The 21,607-nt window shown below is 69.6% G+C and carries 17 protein-coding genes and 3 pseudogenes; 9 read left to right on the top strand and 11 right to left on the bottom strand.

Annotated elements, in window-relative coordinates; translation table 11 throughout:
* Positions 1–33: 33 nt before the first annotated feature.
* The 3 genes and pseudogenes from ACFCY7_RS13880 to ACFCY7_RS13870 all read left to right on the top strand — a co-directional run.
* Positions 34–1,005: pseudogene (locus ACFCY7_RS13880) on the top strand (ATP-binding cassette domain-containing protein); the annotation flags it as partial.
* 222 nt (positions 1,006–1,227) lie between these two features.
* Positions 1,228–2,328: pseudogene (locus tag ACFCY7_RS13875) on the top strand (SpoIIE family protein phosphatase); the annotation flags it as partial.
* Positions 2,329–2,544: 216 nt separating this feature from the next.
* Positions 2,545–3,294, top strand: coding sequence for a sigma factor-like helix-turn-helix DNA-binding protein (locus ACFCY7_RS13870; RefSeq protein ID WP_376484351.1), 750 nt, complete (start codon positions 2,545–2,547; stop codon positions 3,292–3,294).
* 407 nt (positions 3,295–3,701) lie between these two features.
* Here ACFCY7_RS13870 and ACFCY7_RS13865 read toward each other — a convergent pair whose 3' ends face one another.
* Positions 3,702–3,932 (bottom strand): hypothetical protein, encoded by a 231-nt coding sequence (locus ACFCY7_RS13865; RefSeq protein WP_376484349.1) that lies wholly within the window; start codon positions 3,930–3,932, stop codon positions 3,702–3,704.
* A gap of 815 nt (positions 3,933–4,747) precedes the next feature.
* Between ACFCY7_RS13865 and ACFCY7_RS13860 the strand changes: the two genes are divergently transcribed.
* Positions 4,748–5,332, top strand: coding sequence for a DUF2637 domain-containing protein (locus ACFCY7_RS13860; protein WP_376484347.1), 585 nt, complete (start codon positions 4,748–4,750; stop codon positions 5,330–5,332).
* Between the two features lie 129 nt (positions 5,333–5,461).
* On the opposite strand, the pseudogene ACFCY7_RS13855 reads toward ACFCY7_RS13860, so the two are convergent.
* From ACFCY7_RS13855 to ACFCY7_RS13840, 4 genes and pseudogenes are all read right to left on the bottom strand, one after another.
* Positions 5,462–5,608 (bottom strand): annotated as a pseudogene (locus ACFCY7_RS13855) (transposase); the annotation flags it as partial.
* Between the two features lie 646 nt (positions 5,609–6,254).
* Positions 6,255–6,605, bottom strand: coding sequence for a hypothetical protein (locus tag ACFCY7_RS13850; protein ID WP_376484346.1), 351 nt, complete (start codon positions 6,603–6,605; stop codon positions 6,255–6,257).
* Positions 6,606–7,133: 528 nt separating this feature from the next.
* The gene (locus tag ACFCY7_RS13845) at positions 7,134–7,421 is read right to left on the bottom strand and encodes a hypothetical protein (RefSeq protein WP_376484345.1); all 288 of its coding nucleotides are present in this window, start codon (positions 7,419–7,421) and stop codon (positions 7,134–7,136) included.
* Between the two features lie 158 nt (positions 7,422–7,579).
* Positions 7,580–8,464, bottom strand: coding sequence for a LysR family transcriptional regulator (locus ACFCY7_RS13840; RefSeq protein ID WP_376484344.1), 885 nt, complete (start codon positions 8,462–8,464; stop codon positions 7,580–7,582).
* 139 nt (positions 8,465–8,603) lie between these two features.
* Between ACFCY7_RS13840 and mgrA the strand changes: the two genes are divergently transcribed.
* On the top strand, positions 8,604–9,596 hold the full coding sequence (gene mgrA / locus ACFCY7_RS13835; protein ID WP_376484342.1) for an L-glyceraldehyde 3-phosphate reductase: 993 nt from the start codon (positions 8,604–8,606) through the stop codon (positions 9,594–9,596).
* A gap of 147 nt (positions 9,597–9,743) precedes the next feature.
* Here mgrA and ACFCY7_RS13830 read toward each other — a convergent pair whose 3' ends face one another.
* A complete protein-coding gene (locus tag ACFCY7_RS13830) occupies positions 9,744–10,256 on the bottom strand; it encodes a GNAT family N-acetyltransferase (RefSeq protein WP_376484340.1) in 513 nt (170 codons plus the stop codon).
* A gap of 235 nt (positions 10,257–10,491) precedes the next feature.
* Between ACFCY7_RS13830 and ACFCY7_RS13825 the strand changes: the two genes are divergently transcribed.
* The 3 genes from ACFCY7_RS13825 (at position 10,492) to ACFCY7_RS13815 (ending at position 11,976) form a co-directional block, all read left to right on the top strand.
* The gene (locus ACFCY7_RS13825) at positions 10,492–10,854 is read left to right on the top strand and encodes a DUF1304 domain-containing protein (protein ID WP_376484338.1); all 363 of its coding nucleotides are present in this window, start codon (positions 10,492–10,494) and stop codon (positions 10,852–10,854) included.
* A 5-nt stretch (positions 10,855–10,859) separates the two neighbouring features.
* On the top strand, positions 10,860–11,417 hold the full coding sequence (locus tag ACFCY7_RS13820) for a TetR/AcrR family transcriptional regulator (RefSeq protein WP_376484431.1): 558 nt from the start codon (positions 10,860–10,862) through the stop codon (positions 11,415–11,417).
* Between the two features lie 295 nt (positions 11,418–11,712).
* Positions 11,713–11,976, top strand: coding sequence for a hypothetical protein (locus ACFCY7_RS13815; RefSeq protein WP_376484336.1), 264 nt, complete (start codon positions 11,713–11,715; stop codon positions 11,974–11,976).
* Between the two features lie 201 nt (positions 11,977–12,177).
* On the opposite strand, the gene ACFCY7_RS13810 is transcribed toward ACFCY7_RS13815, so the two are convergent.
* Positions 12,178–12,660 carry a DedA family protein gene (locus ACFCY7_RS13810; RefSeq protein ID WP_376484333.1) on the bottom strand — a complete coding sequence of 161 codons (483 nt, stop codon included), beginning with the start codon at positions 12,658–12,660 and terminating at the stop codon, positions 12,178–12,180.
* A gap of 483 nt (positions 12,661–13,143) precedes the next feature.
* On the bottom strand, positions 13,144–14,733 hold the full coding sequence (locus ACFCY7_RS13805) for a TerD family protein (protein WP_376484330.1): 1,590 nt from the start codon (positions 14,731–14,733) through the stop codon (positions 13,144–13,146).
* A 363-nt stretch (positions 14,734–15,096) separates the two neighbouring features.
* On the opposite strand from ACFCY7_RS13805, the gene ACFCY7_RS13800 reads away from it, so the two are divergent.
* Positions 15,097–16,776, top strand: coding sequence for a right-handed parallel beta-helix repeat-containing protein (locus ACFCY7_RS13800; protein ID WP_376484327.1), 1,680 nt, complete (start codon positions 15,097–15,099; stop codon positions 16,774–16,776).
* A gap of 282 nt (positions 16,777–17,058) precedes the next feature.
* Here the strand turns inward: ACFCY7_RS13800 and ACFCY7_RS13795 are convergent, their stop codons facing one another.
* The 3 genes from ACFCY7_RS13795 to ACFCY7_RS13785 form a co-directional block, all read right to left on the bottom strand.
* Positions 17,059–18,471: a UDP-glucose dehydrogenase family protein gene (locus ACFCY7_RS13795; RefSeq protein ID WP_376484325.1), complete on the bottom strand. Its 1,413-nt coding sequence runs from the start codon at positions 18,469–18,471 to the stop codon at positions 17,059–17,061.
* Positions 18,472–18,553: 82 nt separating this feature from the next.
* A complete protein-coding gene (gene galE, locus ACFCY7_RS13790) occupies positions 18,554–19,576 on the bottom strand; it encodes a UDP-glucose 4-epimerase GalE (protein WP_376484323.1) in 1,023 nt (340 codons plus the stop codon).
* Between the two features lie 36 nt (positions 19,577–19,612).
* Positions 19,613–21,502 (bottom strand): glycosyltransferase family 2 protein, encoded by a 1,890-nt coding sequence (locus ACFCY7_RS13785; RefSeq protein ID WP_376484320.1) that lies wholly within the window; start codon positions 21,500–21,502, stop codon positions 19,613–19,615.
* Positions 21,503–21,607 lie beyond the last annotated feature (105 nt).

The raw sequence follows: 21,607 nt of genomic DNA, 5'->3' as shown, positions 1-21,607 counted from the left end.
GGTGAGGCATGCGGTGCGGGGCCGACGCGGGAGATGGGCCGGCGTACCGGAACGGTCGTCGAGCAGCTGTGCCGTATTGGGAAGGAGCTGGAAGGCCAGAGCTTGCACGTGCGGTGGACGGCCGACGCGCGGCACGCGCAGGCCGTGCTGCGGACGGAGACGGGGCTCGGCGGAGCCGAACCGCGCTTGACCACCGTGCGGACTCATGGCCCTTGGCCTCCGGCCAAGTGGGCACGGCGGGCGGCGGCCGAGGTGACTCACCCCGCCGCCCGCCCCTGTGCCGGCGTGGGTGCCGACCTCGGCTCCGTATCGACGACGGTGGATGGACCCGGAAGCGGGATGCCGCCGAACGGGGCGTCTGCGCGTGTCCCGTCTCCGCAGCCCACGACGCCGGTGTCAGGCTGGACAACCCGTGCCACAGGTTCCTCGGAAGGGTCGCCGGGGGCGGGGCGGCGGGCCGACTGCCACCTGATGGGCCGTGGAGAGGGTGGAGGTGGGCGAGTGCCCCGGGGTCCGCTGTTGTCCCTGCGCGGGATCACCAAGCACTACGGCGGGGTCGTGGCCCTCGACTCGGTCGACCTGGAGGTGGACCGCGGTCAGGTCCTCGGTCTGGTCGGCGACAGCGGAGCCGGCAAGAGCACCTTGGTCAAGGTCGTATCCGGAGTCGCCCCGCCGGATGCGGGAGCCATCGAATGGCAAGGCGTTCGAGTCGAGCTGCCCCGGCCCGTCGACGCCCAAAGGCTGGGCATCGCCACGGTCTTCCAGGACCCGTCACTCGTCGACCGGATGGACGTGGTCGCCAACCTCTACCTCGGCCGTGAGCTGCGCAGGTTCGGGGTCCTGCGGCAGATCGAAATAGAAAAACGTTCCCTCGCGCTGCTCGACCGGCTCTCCATCACCCTCCCCGACATCCGGGTGTCCGTGAGCACCCTCACCCTGGGCGAACGTCAGACGGTCGCCATCGCCCGGGCACTGCTCGGGCGGCCCCAGCTGGTCGTCCTCGACGAGCCGACCGCCACGCTCACCGTGGAACAGACCTCGAGGATGCTCGACCTGATCCGCCGGCTGCGCGACCAGGGCCACGCCGTGATCATGGTCAGCCACAACCTGGACGACGTCCAGGCCGTCGCCGACCGCATCGCGGTGCTCCGGCTGGGCAGCAACGGGGGAGTGTTCGACGCCCGGTACACCAGTCAGGAGCAGCTCGCGGCCGCCATCAGCGGCGGCCACCCGCTCGCGGTGACCCTCCAGCAGAGCCTGCTGCCGCGCGGACTGCCGGCGCAGGACGCCGTCGAGGCCGCCCACCGGTACCTGCCCGCACACGCCGGGGTCGGCGGCGACTGGTTCGACGTCGTCCCCCTGTCCGGCGCCCGCGTCGCACTCGTCGTCGGCGACGTCGTCGGACACGGCCTGCACGCCGCCGCCACCATGGGACGACTCCGCACCGCCGTACACAACCTCGCCATCCTCGATCTGCCACCCGACGAACTCCTCACCCGCCTCGACGAGGTCGTCGCCCGTATCGACGAGGAACAGACGGCCGGCGGCCGCGACGACGCCGTCATCGGCGCCACCTGCCTCTACGCGATCTACGACCCCGTCACCTGCCGCTGCCAACTGGCCCGCGCCGGACACCTGCCCCCCATCCTCGTGAGCCCCGACGGCACCACCGACATCCCCGACACCCCCGCCGGTCCACCCCTGGGACTACGAGGGCTCCCCTTCACCACGATCGAGCTCGACATCCCCGAGGGAAGCCAGCTCGTCCTCTACACCGACGGGTTGGTGGAGTCGCGAACCAGGGACATCGACGTCGGCCTGGACCGCCTGCGCGCCGCCCTCGCCCACCCCGGGCGCCCTCCGGAACAGACCTGCCAGGCCGTACTGGCCGCGATGCTCCCAGCCGACTCGGCCGACGACATCGCCCTGCTGATCGCCCGTACCAAGGCGCTGCCCGCCGACCGCATCGCCGAATGGAACGTCCCACCCGACCCCTCGGCAGTGGCCGCAAGCCGAGCCGCCGCCGGCGTCCATCTCCGTCACTGGGGGCTCGACGACCTGGTCCTCGGCACCGAACTGATCCTCAGCGAACTCGTCACCAACGCCATCCGCTACGGCGCCGCCCCGATCGGCGTACGCCTCGTCTACGCACGGACCCTGATCTGCGAGGTCGCCGACGCCAGCAGCACCTCCCCGCGAGTCCGGCTCGCCGCCGACACCGACGAAGGCGGACGCGGCCTCTTCCTGGTCGGTCAGATCGCACAGCGCTGGGGGACCCGGTACACCGAGACCGGGAAGATCATCTGGGCCGAACAGAATCTGCCCTGATCAGAAGGCACACCACGCAAGCCTGTTCGGTACGACCTCCCACGTGACTCGTTCGTGTAAATCGATCACCCGATCGCCGGACGTCCCGTTCTACGAACTCGTTCGTTATGTGACTGCGAAAGGGGCGCAGACGGGTTCGAAGAAAGGTTTCCTCCGTCGGTTCCCCACTCGACAACGTGAACGAACACCCACGACCCAGGGACACCCCACCGCATCATGCACCGCACCCCGACCAGCCACCCAGCCCAGGCACTCGCGGCCGACCTGCCACCCCCGACAGCCGAGTCGGCCTTCGACGCGCTGTACCTCTCCGCCGTCCCCGCCCTCACCCAACAGGCCTACGTCCTCACCGGATGCCGCCGCCTCGCCTTCGAATCCGCCGAACAGGCCTTCCACCAGGTCTGGGAACGCTGGCCCGAGGTCGCACGCGACCCCGATCCCGCGGGCTGGGCGCGGGCACGCACCCACGAGTACGCGCTCTCCCCCTGGCATCGCCTGCGCCCCCGCATCACCCGCCCGGACCCCCCCCCGCACACCGACCCCATCGCGCAGGCGCTCCTGAACCTCCCACCACAGCAGCGCCGAGCGGTGCTGCTGTGCGACGGCCTGGACCTGAGCGTGGCCGAAGCCGCCGCCGAAACACACGCCACCACCGCGGCCACCGCCTGCCGACTCCACAACGCCCGCGCCGCCATCAACCGACAACTGCCGGACACCCCCGCCACCACCTCGCTCCAAGCCCTCAGGAAGCGAGTCAAAGACGTATCCGTCGCCACCCTCGCCCAACCCTGGTCCGTCCGCGCCGCCAGCGAACGCCGCGCCCGCACCCTCACCCGCGCCGCATTCGGAGCCACCGCCACCCTCATCGCCCTCGTCACCGCCACCAGCGCCATCGGCCCGACCCCCACCGACCCCGTCGACGACCGCCGCTCTCACCGCCACATCGCCCAGACAGCCAAGGAGTGAGTCGTGGGCGGGGCCGCCCCCCCGCATCGGCGTGAACGCAAACGTGCACGTGCCCAGCCACGTGCACGTGAACGAGGTCTGCCGCCGCTGATCCTGTGACGCAGTGAAGCGACCGGGGGGAGCGCCGATCTACTCGTAACTGATTGCTGCGCGGAGGGCTCGCGCCATGAAGGCCCAGTCTCCATCGATGGATTGCCGCGCGACCCAGCAGTAGACGCCCTGGTCCTGACACAGGGCGCTGCTGACGAGGGCAGCGAGATCACCCACGATGGCATCGGCGATTTCACCCGGGCATCATGCCCGACAGCCACAGCCACAGCCACAGCCACAGCCACAGCCGCAGCCATGATCGGCTGGACAAGTCCTTGTGGAAATCAAGGAGTTCGCGAGCGAAGGCCCACGGTCGATCACTGGAGCCCGGCCTCGTGCGCGACGGGCCGTTCCGCGCGCGAGGCGGGGACGAGCTGCAGCAGTTCGGGACTGACGGGATCGACCGGCGCGGTGCAGTTGTGGCCCGCCGGCCCTGGGACGAACCGTCCACCGTCGAACCACAGGCGGGCGAGCATGGCGTAGATCGGGGACTCGCGAAGAATCGTTTCGTCTACGGCGGTGAAGGTGACGCAACGGCAGGAACTCATGACTGATGAAACGATGCTGCAAGATCTCGGTCACTCCCGAGGTCAACATTGCTTGACGCTCCGGTCGCGGCTGCTCATGGGCCCGGGGCGGACGCCCGCCTCTCGGGCTGCGATGAGAGACGCTCAACTGTTCGTCTACATAGCGACCCACCTGGCGTTCGCCCATGCGTTTGAAGTGAAAACTCTGTGTAACTCATTCGTGTGGTTTGATCACTCCTTAGTGGTGCAACCTCGCCCCCGACCTCGGTCGTTAGGTGGGCGTGAAGATGCCAGGAGAGCCAGAAGAAAGGGTTCTTCAATGAAGCTCGGTAGTGCGAACGAGTTAACCGGCAAGGAAGGCATCTCCACCCTATTAAGTGATCATCTGGGCGAGGGTGGAGTGGCGGTGCCTAAGCCCCCACAGGTGGCCCGACAGGAGCGTCTGCGCAATGTTTCGCAACAGTCCTGCGGACTCCGCGCTCCAGACGGAACGACCTGACACGAGGGCACGGAGGAATCGGATGGACCGGTACGGAGACAGGTCGAACTTGTACGGCCCGCATTACCCCATGCAGTCGGGTAGGGAGGTGCCGGAGTACCCGGGGGTGGGACGGGATGTTCCGCTGTACCCCGCAGGCTCCGGATGGGGTACGCGGGAGTATCCGGGGATGGGGCGTGACATCCCGTCATACCCCACGGGCCCGGGCCAGGAGGTGCCGGAGTACCCGGGAGCGGGGCGCGATGTTCCGCGATACTCCCCACTTTCGGGGCGCGATCAGCGCGACCCGTATGGCGCCACTCCCATCCCCGCCCAACAGGCCTGGGGCGATGCGGCGATGGACACCACGATGGACCACCAGGACCTTGAGGAGGAGCTGGCTCATCTCCTGTCCACGGAGCCGCAAGCCCCGCCGACTCCCGACTCGATGGACCGGCAGGCGCCCAGAATCGACAGGCGACGCACAAGGCCGAAGCCGCAGTTCCTCAGCATCTACCAGCGAATCACTCAAGTGACGGCCCTTTTCGCCGCCATCGCGGTATGCGCGGCATGCTTGCTCGTTTGGTCCATCGCCTACACATACGGACAGCTCTCCGAGACCGCAGGGTCCGTCCTCCCCACGAACCTTGCGCAATGGTGGCCGCTCACGCTCTACGGCCCCTGGTCCGTAGCGGCTCTTTCGATTCTCCGCGCAGCCGTACAGCGACAGCCCGCGAAGCGCTCCTGGGGCGTTCTCCTCGTGACCTCGGCCATGGCCGTCGCCCTCTGCGTCAGCCACTCCTCCCACTCCGTTCTGGCCTTTGTGACGCTCGGAATTCCACCCATCACCTCGCTGGTGTGCTTCTGGGAACTCGTCGGCCAGTTCTCCTCCAAGCAGCGGACCCGGAGGAGGGGTCGCGTCCAGCAGCCTTCCAAGGTGTGAAGAACTGACTTGCGAAGGCCATGCCGGTACGCATGGACACCACCTCGGAAGCTGAGTGAATCCCGCACGGCTCGACGGAAGCTTTTTCTACAAGAATGACGGCGCCGCCTTTCCCTTATGCACGGGCAGAGGCGGCGGGTGTGCTCGATGTCGAATCGTCACGTCGACGGCCAGGACCAACCGGCCGTCGACCGCCCGCGGCAGCGGCACCGAGGCCAGGACGCGCCGCAGCCGGCCGGTGTCGACCCGGCCCTGGGCGAGCGCGCTGTAGAGCCCCCGTACCCGCGGCGGCTTGGGCGAGTAGCGGGCCCCACGGGCGTTGAAATGGGCCAGGTAGTAGGTGACGCCGTCGAGTTGCAGCTGCATGGGTGGAGGGTCGGTGACCACGTGGAAGACCCAGCCGGGGTGACCGTCCACCCGAGCTTCCATCGTCGGCGTGTTCCAGGACCGCGCCCGGCTCTCCGCCTGTTCCGGGGGCCACAGGAAGCGGGCGCCCCACTCCGTCTCCTCACCGGGATCCAGCTCCGTCAGTGCACGGACCAGTGCCGGGCTGTAGACGGCGCGGACCCGGAAGTTGGTCAGGAATCGGCGCTCGATCACGATCCGCATGTAACGACGGCTGTTGCCCCGATGGCGTCCGGCCACGATCACGCGTTCGCCCCCGTCGCCCCAGACCGGCGGCGCGATCCACACCTTCGCCCCCGGCGCAAAGTGCCGCAGTCCCTTACGGATCTCCAGCCCTCCTTCGCCGTGGCTGGTCTCCTGGGCGACATTGGCCACGAGGCATACGCCCAGTGGCTTAGGCCCAGTTGCATCCGTCATGACTGCCATGATCGCCTAATGCGGGCGTAACGACGTGGGGGTTTCCGGGAACAGCTCTTGAGCCGAGTAATTGTCAAGAGTTGTGGATCGCATGGCCTGATCAGGTAGCTGGAGGCATCAGCCGTGAGGCTCCGGTGAAGACGACGAGGGCCACGGTTGTTGCTGCTGCCGTCGCCAGTGCATCCGCTGTGATTCGGTGCCAATGCGGCCGTGTCAGGTCGGCCAGGACGAACACGACGACCGAGCCCGCGAAGGCCGCCGCAGCACCCGCAGCCCAGTGTCGGTGCCGGTCCCAGAACCAACGTGCCAGGAGCATCACGACGGGCGCGGCAATGGGCAGCGTCGGCTGATCGAGGAGGTTGAGAACGGCGTACGCCACTGCGCAGACTGCCCAGCACAGCGCCATGACCTGTGCTGTTTCACGCCAGGAAACTCCGCGTATGTCACCCATCGAGTCTCCTCCGGCGCTCTGTGTTTCTCGCTGAGTGGAGCATACGGGTGCGATTTCTTGCCAGGGGTGGCTGACCAATCATGCTGCAAGAGTCTCCGGGCGTTCGGCGAGGTGGCCGCGTTGAAGCGGGCTCCGGCGCGCACGAGGCGACGAGGTGGGGTGCGTTCACAGCTCGCGAGCGGGCCTGGGCAGACTCGATCAGCTTGAAGACATGGCCAGTCCGGCCGCGCGGCTGCCGGCATCCGCCTCGCGCCCTCACGGACGATCTCGTCGATCAGGGGCTGTCTCGCGTGGAGCCGTCCTCGTTGACCACCGTAAGCGTGGGCGTGTCGACATCGACTCCCAACCGGTCGCCTCGGCCAATGGTGCCTGCTGATCCGCCGCAGCCGCCGAACCAGCGAGCTCGCCAAGCCTGCCAGGGGGGCGTCCGCGCGGACGAGCTTGCTCCGTTCCCAACGGAACTGTCGGCCGGCAGGCCTGGGCCAGTACGCGACGACGCCGTCCTATGGATCACGCACGACCTTGCGGTCAGTCGCCGACGAACCACAGATACCGGTGCGACCCCTGGTCGACGATTCGGCACAAATCGCGGGCGCGCTCGACCCAATCACCACCGCAGGAGGCCGGGAGTCGGTCGAGTTCCGTCAGTAGCAGCGACACCTGCCGATGGTTGAAGACCGCGTCCCCATAGGGGATGAGACCCCAGAGCATCGGGAACAGGCCCGGATCCAAATCGCCGAAGTCGGAAGTCCACTGCACCCCGCGTGCCTGGGCCACGATGTCGCCGCTGTCATCACGCACCTGCATGTCGATCATCCGTCGAGCGTATAGGCGTCCTCCCGGGGCCGGCGCAGGAATGTGCAGCCATGACGTTTTCCAGGTTGCGGCTCTGCCCGAGGAACACGACAAGCCCGTGCACCGCATGCGCTGCACGCACCGCATGCGCCAGCCTGGTACCGCTCATCGCGTGGCCGTCACTGCCGGCCTCGCTCCAGCAGTTTCATCAGTGCGCGGGCTGCCGGGCTGGTGGCCTGTGGTGGGGGCAGCAGTGCCACCGTCTCGTACACCGCGTCGCCGGTGTCGGCGAGGGGGATGGCGTGCAGGGAGGACCGCTTGTGGCGGAAGTGCCGAGGTACGGCAGCGATGCCGAGGTCTTCCTCGACCAGGTCCAGGAGGCTGTGTACGTCGTTCACCTCCAGGCTCACGGTTCGCGGTACGCCTGCGGAGGTGAAGGTGGCGTCCGTGGCTCGGCGTGGTCCCCAGCCGGGGTGGAAGTCGACGAAGAACTCCTCGGTGAGGTCTTGGAGGGCGAGGGTCGGACCGGCCGAGGCGAGGGGGTGGTCGGGGTGGCACAGGAGCGTCATCGGCTCGGCTGCCAGCGGCACCGAGCGCAGGTGGTCGGAGTCCGCGCGGGTGCGGTAGGCGAAGGCCAGGTCGAGGCGTCCGGCGGCCACGTCGTCGGCCAGTACGAGGCCGCCCTCCTGGCGGAGCCGTATCTCCACCTCGGGGTGTCGGCGCCTGAACGCGGCCAGGAGTCCCGCCACGTGCACTCCGGCGACGCACTGCTCGGCCCCGAGGGAGAGGGTGCCGCGCACCACGCCCTGCACGGCGGCCACTGCCTCGTGTGCGGCGCGTACCTGCGTCAGGATGCGCTCGGCCTCGATCAGCAGCGCGCGACCGGCCTCCGTCAGCGTCACCCGGCGGGTGCTCCGTACGAACAGTGGCGCCCTCAGGTCGCGCTCCAGGGCTCGGATCGATGCCGAGAGACCGGACTGGGAGACCATCAGTCGCTCGGCGGCGCGCGTGAAGTGCCGGTCCTCGGCGACGGCGACGAAGTGCTGAAGATGTCGCAGTTCCATGACTCAGAAGCCTAAGCGCTGAATGCCATCGGATTCTCCTGTTGGATTCATGCCCTCAGGTCAGGGGAGATTGGTCACGCCACGACAAACCCGCCGCGCACCGATCGCCGGGCGCCGGTCCCCATGCCATGGAGTCGCGTTGTACACCGCACATTCCGCCCGTTATGACGACATGCCCTACCGGCGTTCCGGGCGCAGCGGCCTGAAGCTTCCCGCCCTCTCCCTGGGGCTGTGGCACAACTTCGGCCCGGACCGTCCCGCCCAGACCCAGCGCGCCATCCTGCGCCGCGCCTTCGACCTCGGGATCACCCACTTCGACCTGGCGAACAACTACGGCCCGCCGCCCGGCGCGGCCGAGTCCGCGCTCGGTGACTTCCTCCGGACGGATTTCGCGCCCTACCGCGACGAGCTGGTCGTCTCCACCAAGGCCGGATACCTGATGTGGCCCGGGCCGTACGGCGAGTGGGGCTCCCGAAAGTCCCTGCTGTCGTCGCTCGATCAGAGCCTCGGCCGGCTCGGCCTCGACTACGTCGACGTCTTCTACTCGCACCGCTTCGACCCGGACACGCCCCTGGAGGAGACCATGGGTGCCCTGCACTCCGCGGTCCAGCAGGGCAAGGCACTCTACGTCGGCGTCTCCAACTACTCGGCCGAGCAGACCCGCGAGGCCGCCCGCATCCTCGGCGAGCTCGGCACACCACTCACCATCCACCAGCCCCGCTACTCCATGCTCGACCGCCGCCCGGAGGACGAAGGCCTGCTCGACGCCCTCGACGACCTGCGGATCGGTTCCATCGCCTACTCCCCGCTCGAACAGGGCCTGCTCACCGGACGCTACCTGGACGGCATCCCCGAGGACTCCCGAGCCGCGAGCGACAGCCCCTTCCTCAACCGCGACGCCGTCACCGAAGACCTGGTGACCCGACTGCGCGCCCTGAACGACATCGCCGCGTCCCGTGGCCAGACCCTGGCCCAGCTCGCCCTCGCCTGGGTACTGCGCGGCGACCGCGTCACCTCCGCCCTGGTGGGAGCCAGCAGCGCACGACAGATCGAGGACAGCGTGGCCGCCCTGCGCAACCTCGACTTCGACACCGAGGAGCTGACCCTCATCGACACGCTGGCCCGTCCGTGAGTTGCGAGAGCCGTACGGGAGTGTGAGCGGGAACGACATTGCCGGGTACGGCACCGCCGGGAATGACACCGTCGGGTACGGCACCGCCGGGAATGACACGGTCGGGTACGGCACCGCCGGGCGCGGCCGCCGCCACCTCGAACCGAGTCAGCGCACCAGCTCCGCCGCCACCAGGTCCATCAGCAGACCGTCGTGCCAGGTGCCGTCCGCGCCCCGCTCGTACTGGCGCATCACGCCGACGGGCCGGAAGCCGACCTTCTCGTAGCAGCGGATGGCGGCCGCGTTGTCGGCCGCCGGGTCGATGACCAGCCGGTGGTACCCGCGGTCGTCGACGAGGTGTCGGGCCAGAGTGCGGACGGCGTCGGTGCCCAGCCCCTGGCCGTGCACCGACGGATCGAGGAAGAGGTCGATTCCGGCGTGCCGGTATCCGGGATCCTCCTCGGAGTACCACTGGATCATGCCGACGATCCGGCCGCCGTACCGGACCGTCAGGCAGTGGGTGGCGGGATCCTCCAGATCGGACGCGACCTCGCCGGCCAGGTCGTCCTCGCCGAGCCACCGCGCTCGGACCTCGGGCGTGGCCCGGATGGCGGCGAGGGCGGGGACGTCCGCGAGGGCCGAAGGGCGTAGGACCACAGAAGCACCGGACAAGTCGCTCATGATGCCCAGCCTGCCTCAGGACGCGGCTGGCCGTGCCGATTATCCAGCGGTCTCGGGCGGACGGGTCGGCTCGCCAGCCGCCAGCCGCCAGCCGCCAGCCGCCCGGTGCCTGTCGCCCGGTGCCAGTGGTCCGGCGGCAGTGGTCCGGTGCCGGGCATCCGGCGATGGGCGGGATCATGGACAGGTGTCCAGGTATCATGGACACCTGTCCATGATCTGTGAAGGAAGATGCCCTGTGAACGTAACTGCGAATGTGATGGTCGCGCTGATAGCCGCGCTGCACGCGTACATCCTGGTTCTCGAGATGTTCCTGTGGGAGAAGAAGCCGGGCCGTGAGCTTTCCGGCTTCGATGCGGAGATGGCCCGTGCCACCGCCCCGCTCGCCGCGAACCAAGGCCTGTACAACGGGTTCCTGGCCGCCGGATTGATCTGGGGGCTGATCGCAGGGGACCCCACGGGCTTCCGGGTCCAGGTCTTCTTCCTCTCCTGCGTGATCATCGCCGGGCTGTACGGCGGTTTCACTGCCAACCGGCGCATCTTCGTCGTCCAGACGCTGCCCGGCGCCCTGGCCCTGGCCGCGGTCCTGCTCGCCCGGTGACCGAAGTGCAGTCGGACCCCCGTGCGGCACGGACCCGTGCCAAGCTGCGCCAGGCGCTGCTGGAGGAATGCGCGCACCGCCCGCTGGGGGAGGTCAGTGTCGCCGCGCTCGTACGCCGGGCGGGAGTCGCCCGCGCGACCTTCTACCTCCACTACGCGGACCTGGAGGCGCTCGCCGTCGATGCCTGTGCCGATATCGTCCGCGAAGCCGTGGACGCCCTCCACGCGTGGCGCGGTGCGCCCGACCCCTCGTCTCCGCCACCGCCCCTGCCGGCCTTCTTCGAACGCCTCGCCCTGCACGGCGGGCTCTACCGCGAGTTGCTGCGCCCGGGCGGCAGCGGCCCGCTCGGCCAAGTGCTCCACCAAGACCTCCGTGCCCGCAGCCGCACAGAGCGCGCCTTGGCCGGCGCACCGGAGCCCGACCTGGTCGCCTCCGCCGTGGCCGCAGCCTTCGCCGGGGTCCTCGCCGACTGGCTGCACGGCCTCATCGAGGCGACACCCACCGAGATCGCTCAACGGGTCTGGCGCCTGCTCGTCAACCTGCACCGCACCCCACTGCCCTGACGAAGGCCCCTGCTCCTGGCTTGAGTGGGGGTTGCCCGCGGTGAGGCCTCTAGGCACTGTCCGGCGGATCATGTGATTACTAGGATCCAGGGGTGTCTGTTCCCTGTTGGTCAGTGCCGGGGGATGGGGGGATGCGGCAGTGATGAGCGGTGCGGACCCGTTGCTTTCCGCAGCGGACGGCGAACGGGGGCCTGTGGGGAGTCGACGGCTGCATGGGTGTCTCGGGGCGGCGGTGGCTCTGCTTCTCGCGGTATCCGCTGCCGTGCTTCTGGGCAGGTCGTGGACCGCCTGTGACGTGGGAGTGAACAACGCGGCCAACAGCGGTTTCCTGCTGTGGCTGTTCATCCCGGGCCTCTGGATGGTCCTGCTGCTGGTCTGGGTCGCGATGGGCGCCCTTCTTGGGAACCGTCCCCTTCTCCATGTCTTTGCCCTCGCGGTGACGCTCCTCGGTGTTGTCTGGTGCGCCATTTCGATCTTCTGGGAGGGCGCCGCCACTCCTTTGTGCCCCGGCGGCGTGCCCCAGTGGTGGCCGAGCTTCATTCCCTCCCCGGGTTTCTGAGAGCTCGGTTCCGGCATTTCACGGCTTGAGCCAGAGGTGGACTGCTGCTGCGGTGACGGTGCCGTGGAAGACATAGGCTCGTTTGAGACCGCCTGCAGGATTCGGTCCCATGGAGAGGTCTCCCGTTGTGGCGCCCTGTGCCTGGAGGTAGTCAGGCCGCACCGGCGTGGCGCCCGTAGCCCCCGCTTTCGTCGGGCAGGCTCACGACTCCTCGGCCACGCTGTCGCCCGAGGGCAGGGTCGCCCTTCTCTTGCGGTACACGACCACCCCACACATTGCGGCGAGGAGGACGGCCACGGCGGACACCCCAAGGGCCGTCTGCTCGGCGAAGAGCCTGCCCAGCACTTCGAGTACGCCCAGCCCCGCGGTCGCGTAGATCAGCGCCCAGCACGCTCCGCCCACGAACAGGGCGGGAAGGTAGCGGGGCAACGGCATGCGCATGCTGCCCGCGAGGAAGTTGGCGGCGGTCTGGAAACCGACGGTCAGGAACGAGACGGCAACCACCGGCGCTCCCCAACGCTGGATCGCCCGCTCGGCGCGTTGGAATCTCGCGGAGGAGATCCGTCCGGCGAATCGGCTGCGCCGGGCGCCGGCACCGGCCAGCCATCCGACGGCGAACGTCCCTCCGGCGCGGAGCAGGACGATGACGTAGAGGGCTCCGGCAGTGAGCGCGATCTTATCCATGACGCCTCATCCCGGGCGCCGGGTGGAAACCCGCGTCCTCTGTCATCCCGCCCGCAAGTCCCGCCCCGGTAGGTGCACGACGCGCACAAGCATGGTTTCCGTCTCTCACCTACGCCCTGCCTCCGCCAGTTCCGTCCTCTGGGCTCCTGCCTACAGTGCTGGAACCCCGAACCCGCACGCTCGGGTCCGAACGATAAGTAAGGTCACCCTAACAAACGCGTGTGTGGTGGAGGGCAGTGCACCGGGCTGTCCGAAGAACGGCAGGCACGGTCATGCCGCGGCTCCGGGGCAGCGGCAGACGCACGTGTCATGGAAGTAAGGCGGCCGTGTGTGCTGGTCGCTGGAGGACGTCGGTTCTGTCGCCGCTCGGACACTGACCAGCAGTCGGAGGTCCGTACGTAGCACGCGGTAGGCGTCAGCCCCGCTGCCTCATTCCCCAGGCATGACGAGCCGCCTCCGCCCCCTGACGGAACGGTGCCGGATCTAGGATCTGCCGAAGCGGCGCCAGAAGCCGGAGCGCTTCTCCTGTGGCGGGACTGTCCTTGTGGGACCGACTTCCAGCGACCAGTCGCCCGCTCCCCGGACGACCGCCACGAGCAAGGGCCCCTCCGGCAGTGCGCGCGAGTCCTTCAGGCTGCGGTCGTACTTGTTCGCCAGCGGGATCGGGTATGTGGCGGGGGTGTTGGGGCGGCGGGGCTTGTGCCCTTCGACGCGCAGGGATGCGGTTGCCTCCGTCGGATGCAGACGGGTGACCAGTTCGCCGGCGGGCCCGGTGTGGAGCAGCACTTCTGTGCCGCGGCCGGTGGCTGCCTCGCCGAGCCTGCGCACCGTGCTCACGGGCCGGATCACGATCGTCCATGCGTCGAGGTCGTCGCAGTCGACGCGGAAGCGCAGCGGGTACAGGTTGTCGCACCACATCACCCGCTGCTCGAACCGGTGGGACGTGTCCGTGCCCCCGAGCTCGACGGCCTCTCTACCGTCCCAGTCGATGGAGTCCAGGTCGAAGAAGCCTTTGCCGGTCCGGGCGAACTCGACCAGGACGTAGCCGGGCGGCGGGGTGGTGTCCATGGCGAACTTCGCGCCGCCCCGCCCGCTGTACACGATGTCGTCGAACTCCCCACCGAGGATCGCGGCGGCGGCGACCGCCTCGGGCGACCGCGTCGGCGAGGGGGCCACCGGGATCGCTCCCGGCTGGCGGGAGGGGGCCAGGGGTGAGCGCTGAGGCTGGGGCTGGACTCCGGTCTGCGACTGGACTCCGGCCTGGGCCTGGGTGGAGGTATGTGAGGGAGCGGAGGCATGCGCCGTATGCGCGCCGGGATCGTGTGCCTCGGCCCCGCTCTTCGTCAGCCCCGAGCCTCCACCGTGACCCTGGCCCAGGGCCGCCGCACCCGAACCCTGCCCGCGCTCCGCATCGGCACCCGACCCCGAGGACTTGCCGACGGCCCCGCGTGGAAGCTCCACAGGCACAGGCACAGGCACAGGCATCGGCCCGCCGCCCGGGCCCGCGGACTTGCCCACCGCCCCATGCGGAAGCTCCATCGGCACTGGCACCGGCAGCTGCACCGGCACCGGCCCGCCCGGGGTCGGTGCCGGCACCGAGATGCCGAGGTCCTCCGCCAGCGCCTTGAGCCCCCCGTCGTAGCCCTCGCCCACCGCACGGAACTTCCAGCCGGGATCGCGCCGGTAGTACTCGCCGAGGATGAGCGTCGTCTCGGTGGTGGCGTCATCGATCTCGTACAGGGCGAGTTGCTCCCCGGTCGTGGCGCTCAGCGTCCGCACCGACAGGCGGGGCACCTGCCCGAGCGTGCTGTTCTGGGCGACGGCGATGACCACGATGCGCCGGACGTCCCGTCCGGCACGTTCGGTGTCGAGGTCCAGGTGGTCCTCGGACCGGTCGGCCACGGTGCCGGCCCGTTGGAGGAGCAGGTGTCCGACGGCCTCGCCGGTGGCATCCAGGAGCAGCGCGGAGGCCGTCACCTCCGGTAGTGCATCGCCGGTCGTCTGCCGGGCGACCTCGATCCGCCACGCCTGCCCGGGGATCGGCAGGTTCTCGCCCTTGATGATCTGCGTCACCGCGTCATGCTGGCACGTGGTCCCGGGCAGGTCCATGGTCGGAGGTGCTGGTTCCCGTCGAACCGGCGTGCGTGCCGGTAGGCGGCAGCGCTTCCGACGATCCCCGGTACGTCGTACGGCCGTTTCGCCCGGCGCGCGTGCCTGGGGTCGTCCCGCCGTACCCGCCGGAGCCTTCCGGGCAGCTGCGTTCGGGAAGCGACACCAGCGATCTTGACCGCGCCGTACACCGTTCGTCGGCGTTTCGCGTGTACCTTTTCCGGCTGACTGTGGCCCAATATCCGTGTTTGCCGTGATAGCACCGATACGACCCAAGGGGTGGCAGTGAGAGCGGTGAAGCGGAGTCGGACGTCAAGGAGTGCCGCGGTGGTCTCGGCCGGAGTGCTTCTGCTGCTGACGGGGTGCGACGTGCCGGGTGTCTACCGTCCCGCCCGGCCTGCCACCGGAGGGCCGTTCACCTTCTACGTGAGCCCGGACGGCGACGACGAGAACGACGGCATGTCGCCCGAGAAGCCCTGGCGGACCCTCGACCACGCGAACAGCGTGCGGTTCCAGCCCGGCGACCGGCTCCGGATCCGGGGTGGCGCACGGTTCCGCGGGAGCCTGACGCTGGAGAAGGGCGAGGCCGGCAGCGCGGCCGAGCCCGTGGTCATCGAGTCGTACGGGACCGGCCGCGCCACCATCGCCCCGCGGGGCACATCGGCGATCACGGTGCGGAACACCGCGGGAGTCGAGATCCGGAACCTGTCGCTGGTCGGCGACCGCAAGGCCCTGCGGGAGGGGGTCGGCGTCGCCTTCCGCAACAGCCTGCCCGGCGCCAAGCGGCTCGGCCACGTCAGGATCGCGAACGTGGAGGCCAGGGGCTTCCAGAACGGCATCAGCGTGGGCGCGGACGGGGACGCCGCGGGGGGTTTCAGCGACGTGCGGATCACCGACGTCTCGGTGCATCACAACCTCGAAGCCGGACTCACGTTCTACGGGCCCGTGTTCGACGCCGAGAGCCCGAGCTACGCGCACGAGAAGCTCAGGATCGAGCGGGTGAAGGCGTACGCCAACGCCGGCGACCCTGAGAGCGACGACCGGAACACCGGCAGCGGCATCGCTCTCGGCAGCGTCCGGGACGCGAAGGTCATGCGCTCGATCGCCCACGACAACGGTGGGAACTCCGCGGCCGATGCAGACGAGGGACCCGAGGGAGTCTGGGTGTACGACTCCACCCGCGTCGTCCTGGAGCACAACACCTCCTACCGCAACCGCACCGGTTCCCACGTCGACGGCGGCGGCTTCGGCCTCGACAACAACGTGTCGAACTCGGTCATGCAGTACAACCTCGCGCACAGCAACGACGGCTCCGGCTTTCTCGTCTATTCCGGGCAGCCGACCGGCGCCCACAAGAACAACATCGTCCGCTTCAACATGAGCTGGGACGACGCGCGGAAACTGCCCGAGTACGGCGGCATCGTGGCCTACGGCACCCGCCTGAGCAACCTGGACATCTACCACAACACGGTGGTGATGCGATCCGAGAACCTGGACTCCGCGGACGCCGCCGGCAGCCGGCCGCCGGCGCTCCGGCTGCGTGACGGCATGCGCGGTGTACGCGTCCACAACAACATCTTCGCCACCGACGGCGGCCCCCTGGTCCAGGCTGACTCCGCCTACGACCCCTCCCGGATCCAACTCCAGGGGAACGACTACTACAGCACCGGCCGTTGGGCCCTGGACTGGGGCTCCCAGCGCTACACCACGCTGGTCGGCTGGCGCACCGCATCCCGCCAGGAAATCTTCGACGGGGAGCAGACCGGCTCCAACGACGACCCCTGCCTGCTGGGCCTGGCCGCACCGGTCGCCGACGGGGCCGGCGCGGTGAACCTGGTGCCCCGCTGCGAGGGCGCAGCACCCCTCGGCCTCGGCACGGAAGCCTTCGGAGTCGACCCCGGGCCCGTCGACTACTTCGGCAACCGACTCGGGACGACTCCGACCGTAGGAGCCGCCCAGCCCCGCGAAGAGGCAGCAGGTGCCCCTTCACCGCAGGAAGGGGACTGACAGTCTCCGACGACGAACGGAATCCGGCCGGGTCCGCTGACCCGGCCGGATTCCGCTGTCCGAGACCGAGAGCGCGCACAACCTCGTGCAGGATCCCGCCCCAGCAATGCACGTGCACCGCATCGGTGAACCAGAGGCGTACGGCGACGCAGCTCTGCCCTGCCCCAGCGGTGGATTCCGCCAGGACAGGGCAGCGACGACCAGTGCAGCGACGACCAGGGCCGCGAGGGACAGCCCGTGGGAGACAGCCCCCGTCCGAGCCCTAGCCCTAGCCCCCTAGGCCTAGGCCAAGGCTGTGGTGCGGTCGGGTTCGGTGGCCGGGGAGGCGATTGTGGTCCGCAGCGGGTCGCGCGGACGGGCGGTGTCGGTGCGGGGGGTCGGAGTGGGGCGGCCCAGGGCCTTGACCGTCCAGCCGGCGGCCCGCCACTCCTCGTGGGCGAGTGCGTTGCGCCCGTCGATGAGCAGGGGCACGCGCACGACGCGGGCCAGTTTGACCGGGTCCACCTCGCGGTAGTGGCTCCACTCGGTGAGGTGCAGGACCAGCTCGGCTCCCTGGCAGGCGGTCAGCAGGTCGGAGCTGCAGCGCAGTTCGGGGTGGGCGAGCTGTGCGTTGGCCGTGCCCTCCGGGTCGTGGACCCGGACGTCCGCGCCCTCGCGGTGCAGTGCGGACGCGACGGCCAGCGCCGACGAGTCGCGTACGTCGTCGCTGTCCGGCTTGAACGTGGCACCCAGGACGGTCACCCGACGGTTCGTCAGGTCACCGCCGACCAACTGGCGGGCGAGCGCGACGGTCCGGGTTCGCTGCCGTTTGTTGATCGCATCGACCTGTTCGAGGAACGCCACCGCCGCGCCGACGCCGAGCTCCTCGGCCCGGGCGGTGAACGCCCGGATGTCCTTGGGCAGACAGCCGCCGCCGAAGCCGACGCCGGCGTTCAGGAACCGTCGGCCGATCCGGGTGTCGTGGCCCAGTGCGTCGGCGAGGGTGACGACGTCCGCGCCCGCCGCGTCGCAGACTTCGGCCATCGCGTTGATGAACGAGATCTTCGTGGCGAGGAAGGAGTTCGCCGCGACCTTCACCAGCTCGGCCGTGCTCGGGTCGGTGCTGATGTAGGGAACGCCCGCCGCGAGCATCGGCGCGTACACCCGGCGCAGGGTGTCGTCGGCCTCGCGGCTGGTGCTGCCGACCACGAGCCGGTCCGGCCGCAGGGTGTCCTCGACGGCGAAGCCTTCGCGCAGGAACTCGGGGTTCCACGCCACCTCGGCCCGTACCCCTGCCGGTGTGAGGCCCGCGATACGGGCGGCCAGACGGGCCGTCGTGCCCACCGGGACCGTGGACTTGCCGACGACCAGGCAGGACGCGGGCAGGTGCGGCGCGAGCCCGTCGACGACGGCGTCCACGTACCGCAGGTCCGCCGCCTGGGAGCCGGCCTTCTGCGGTGTGCCGACGCAGATGAAGTGGACCTCGCCGTGCGCCGCGGCCTCGCGCAGGCTGGTGGTGAAGCGCAGGCGCCCGGAGGCGAGGGCACGGGTCAGGACGTCGTCGAGACCCGGCTCGTAGAACGGGGGCCTGCCTTCGGCGAGGGAGTTGATCTTCTCGGCGTCGACGTCGACGCCGAGGACGTCGTGTCCGATGTCGGCCATGCACGCGGCGTGCACAGCCCCTAGGTAGCCCGTGCCGATGACGGTCAGCCGCATGTGGGGTTCTCCAGTCTGAGCGGAAGCGCGTGAAGGAAGGGAGGAGGGAGGAGGGGACGGAAGGAGGGAGGCACGGCACGCGTCAGGGGGCGTAGCCGTACGGGTTCTGCTGCTGGAAGTTCCAGGAGTCTCGGCACATCGCGGCCAGATCGCGCTGCGCCGTCCAGCCCCAGGCCGCGGCGACCTTGGCCGGGTCGGCCACCAGCTCCGCGACGTCGCCGGGGCGGCGTGGCGCGATGCGGTGCGGGATCGGCCGACCGGACGCCTCCTCGAAGGTCCGCACGAGCTCCAGGACGGACGAGCCGCGCCCGGTGCCGAGGTTGAAGACCTGCAGGCCGGGCTTGTCGTCGAGGTGATCCAGGGCGGCCACGTGCCCCTCGGCGACGTCCACGACATGGATGTAGTCGCGCACTCCCGTGCCGTCCTGCGTCGGGTAGTCGTCGCCGAAGACGCTGAGCTCCTCGCGGCGGCCCACCGCGATCTGGGTGAGGAACGGCATGATGTTGTTGGGCACACCGCGCGGGTCCTCGCCGAGCAGCCCACTGGGGTGCGCGCCCGCCGGGTTGAAGTACCGCAGCGCCAGCACCCGAAGCTCCGGTACGTGCTGGCACAGGTCCGCGAGGATCCGCTCGCAGGTCCACTTGGTGGTGGCGTACGGGTTGGTGGGCGCGGCCGGGGACTCCTCGGCGAGCGGGACGACCGTCGCGTCGCCGTAGATCGAGCAGGACGACGAGAACACCAGCCGGTGCACGCCGTGGTCGTGCATCGCGGAGACCAGTGCCGTCGTGCCGCCGACGTTGATGTCGTAGTACGTGAGCGGGATCCGCACCGATTCGCCGACGGCCTTCTTCGCGGCGAAGTGGACGACCGCGTCGACCGGGTGGCTCGTGAACACGGCGTCCAGCGCCCGTCGGTCGCGGATGTCCGCGGTGTGCACGGCGGCGATCGGACGGCCCGCGATCTTCGCGACGCGTTCCAGGGCCTCCGGGGAGCTGTTGGAGTGGTCGTCGAGGACGACCACCTCGTGGCCGGACCGGAGGAGTTCGACACAGGTGTGGCTACCGATGAAGCCGGCGCCACCGGTGACCAGAACGGTGTGGGGCACGGAAGACCTCGTTTCTCGAGTGGCCGCGAGGGGCCGTCACCAGGCGTAGAAGCCGGTGAGGTAGGTGGGGAAGACGGCGATGGCGAGTGCCAGGGGAAGCAGGCAGATCAGACCGGCGGTCAGCGGGATCGCGGCGGTGCGCAGCGCGCGGAGCTTGGGGACTCCGGTGGCCCGGGAGGTCTCCTTGACGTGCAGCGCGCCGATGGCGAGCGTGACGGCCGTGTACGAGGCGGAGCCGAGGATGCAGAGGAAGACGTAGCCGACGGCGGGTCCGGTGAACTGGCCGACGAGGGCCGAGACCGACAGGAACAGGGTGATCACCAGGTACGGCGCGACGGCGCGCAACGGGAGCGGCTCCAGGCCGTCGCGCTTCTTCGGGGTGACCTTGAAGGTGATCTGGCGGGGCCGCAGCTTCTGCGTGACCGCGGCCAGCACGCCCCACGTGACATAGGGCCATCGGGACAGGCCGAAGAGCCAGATCTCCCAGCTGAAGATCGGGGAGTCCTTGGGGCGCAGCAGACCGCGGCGCCGGCAGAGCAGCGTCAGCAGGATCAGCCAGGCCGACATGCTCCAGAAGTGGGCGAGGAACGAGAGGTAGTTGACGTTGATCCACGGTGCACCGGTGATCGCGGCGATCGGCGGCAGCAGGATGCCCATGAGGGTGGCGATGGCGAGCAGCGGGTAGTACATCAGGGCCGCGCCGAAGCGGATCCGCAGCTTCATCGGCATGCGACCCAGGTGACGCGGCAGCATCCCGAGGAGCATCACGGCCAGGCTGCGCGACCACTGGAACTCCTGGGTGATCATCGCGCCGAAGGTGATCGGACCCTCTCCGTGTGCCTCCGCGTCGATCGCGAACGCGCCCTGCCATCCCGCGGAGGTGAGCAGGAACGTGGTGGAGAAGTCCTCGGCGAGTTCCGGGCCGAGGCCTCCGATGTCCCGGAGCGCCTTGGTGCGGACGGCGTAGTGCGAGCCGATGCAGACCGGGGCGAGGCCGGCGGAATGGCCGAGCTGTACGGGGCCGTGGAACATGGCCTCGCGCTGCAGCCTGCCGCGGGCCGCCCAGGACTGGTCGGCGTTGGAGTCGCAGACGCTCGGCGCGGCGACGTAGCCGACGCTCGGGTCGGCGAACGGGCGGACGACCTCCGCGAGGTAGCGCGGGCCGGGCACGTGGTCGCAGTCGAGCTGGGCGACGACGTCGTAGCGCTCGTAACCCCAGTGGTCGTAGAAGAAGGCGAGGTTGCCTTCCTTGCACCGGGTGCGCCGCGGCCACTCGGCCCGATGGTAGTCGGCGCGGCCTCTCCGGCAGGAGAGGCCGACGCCGTGCGCCCGGCACCAGTCCACGATCTCGTCGGTGGGGTCCTCGTCGCACAGCCACACGTCGTAGGCGTACGGGAACTGCTGGTGGAGCATCGCCTCCAGGGTGGTGCGGGCGATGTCCCAGCCCTCGGACGGGGCGCGCGTGACCACGAAGGCGGTGCGCACGGCGGGCACCTCCACCGCGGGGTCGAAACGCCGCATCCGGATCAGCGCGACGATGAAGTGCACCGGCAGGTAGGTCAGGTAGAGCAGCAGGGCACTGTTGACGATCAGGCCCAGCCAGCCGATCCGGTGGGACGGCTCGAGCCACCACGTCCAGAACCAGATCAGGCAGACCACCCAGCCGAGGGAGAGCAGCGCGACGAGGAGGCGGTCGAAGCGGGAGAAGGCCCGTACGAAGCTGGAGCGGAGCGGCGTGAGCCCGCGTGCCGGCCGCGCCAGGACCGGACCGTCCGGGCCGATGGAGGCCACCGAGCCGTGCGAGAGTGCCTTGATCTCCCTGCCCAGCGCCTCCCATTCCTCCGGTGAGCCGGGGGAGGGCGCGGCGAGTGGGAGATCCTGGAAGGTACCGGTCCCGTCGAGGGGACCCTGCTCCAGCGACGTCATGACAGCGGGTTCTCCAGGCGGTGTGACAGTGGGCCGTGGGCCGTGGGGGCGGAACGAGGAACGGGGCTCGAAGACCGCCGCGGCCGGCCGGAGCAGCTTCGGCCG

It is taken from the genome of Streptomyces sp. NPDC056361 (assembly GCF_042262805.1).
Taxonomy (GTDB): Bacteria; Actinomycetota; Actinomycetes; order Streptomycetales; family Streptomycetaceae; genus Streptomyces.
Note: the sequence above shows the minus strand (reverse complement) of the source record. Positions and strands in the feature narration are given on the sequence as shown.

Coding starts and splice junctions, on each gene's coding strand:
- ACFCY7_RS13870 (WP_376484351.1), top strand. CDS start 2,545: ATGCACCGCACCCCGACCAGCCACCCAGCCCAGGCACTCGCGGCCGAC.
- ACFCY7_RS13865 (WP_376484349.1), bottom strand. CDS start 3,932: ATGAGTTCCTGCCGTTGCGTCACCTTCACCGCCGTAGACGAAACGATT.
- ACFCY7_RS13860 (WP_376484347.1), top strand. CDS start 4,748: ATGGACACCACGATGGACCACCAGGACCTTGAGGAGGAGCTGGCTCAT.
- ACFCY7_RS13850 (WP_376484346.1), bottom strand. CDS start 6,605: ATGGGTGACATACGCGGAGTTTCCTGGCGTGAAACAGCACAGGTCATG.
- ACFCY7_RS13845 (WP_376484345.1), bottom strand. CDS start 7,421: ATGATCGACATGCAGGTGCGTGATGACAGCGGCGACATCGTGGCCCAG.
- ACFCY7_RS13840 (WP_376484344.1), bottom strand. CDS start 8,464: ATGGAACTGCGACATCTTCAGCACTTCGTCGCCGTCGCCGAGGACCGG.
- ACFCY7_RS13830 (WP_376484340.1), bottom strand. CDS start 10,256: ATGAGCGACTTGTCCGGTGCTTCTGTGGTCCTACGCCCTTCGGCCCTC.
- ACFCY7_RS13810 (WP_376484333.1), bottom strand. CDS start 12,660: ATGGATAAGATCGCGCTCACTGCCGGAGCCCTCTACGTCATCGTCCTG.
- ACFCY7_RS13795 (WP_376484325.1), bottom strand. CDS start 18,471: ATGCGGCTGACCGTCATCGGCACGGGCTACCTAGGGGCTGTGCACGCC.
- ACFCY7_RS13785 (WP_376484320.1), bottom strand. CDS start 21,502: ATGACGTCGCTGGAGCAGGGTCCCCTCGACGGGACCGGTACCTTCCAG.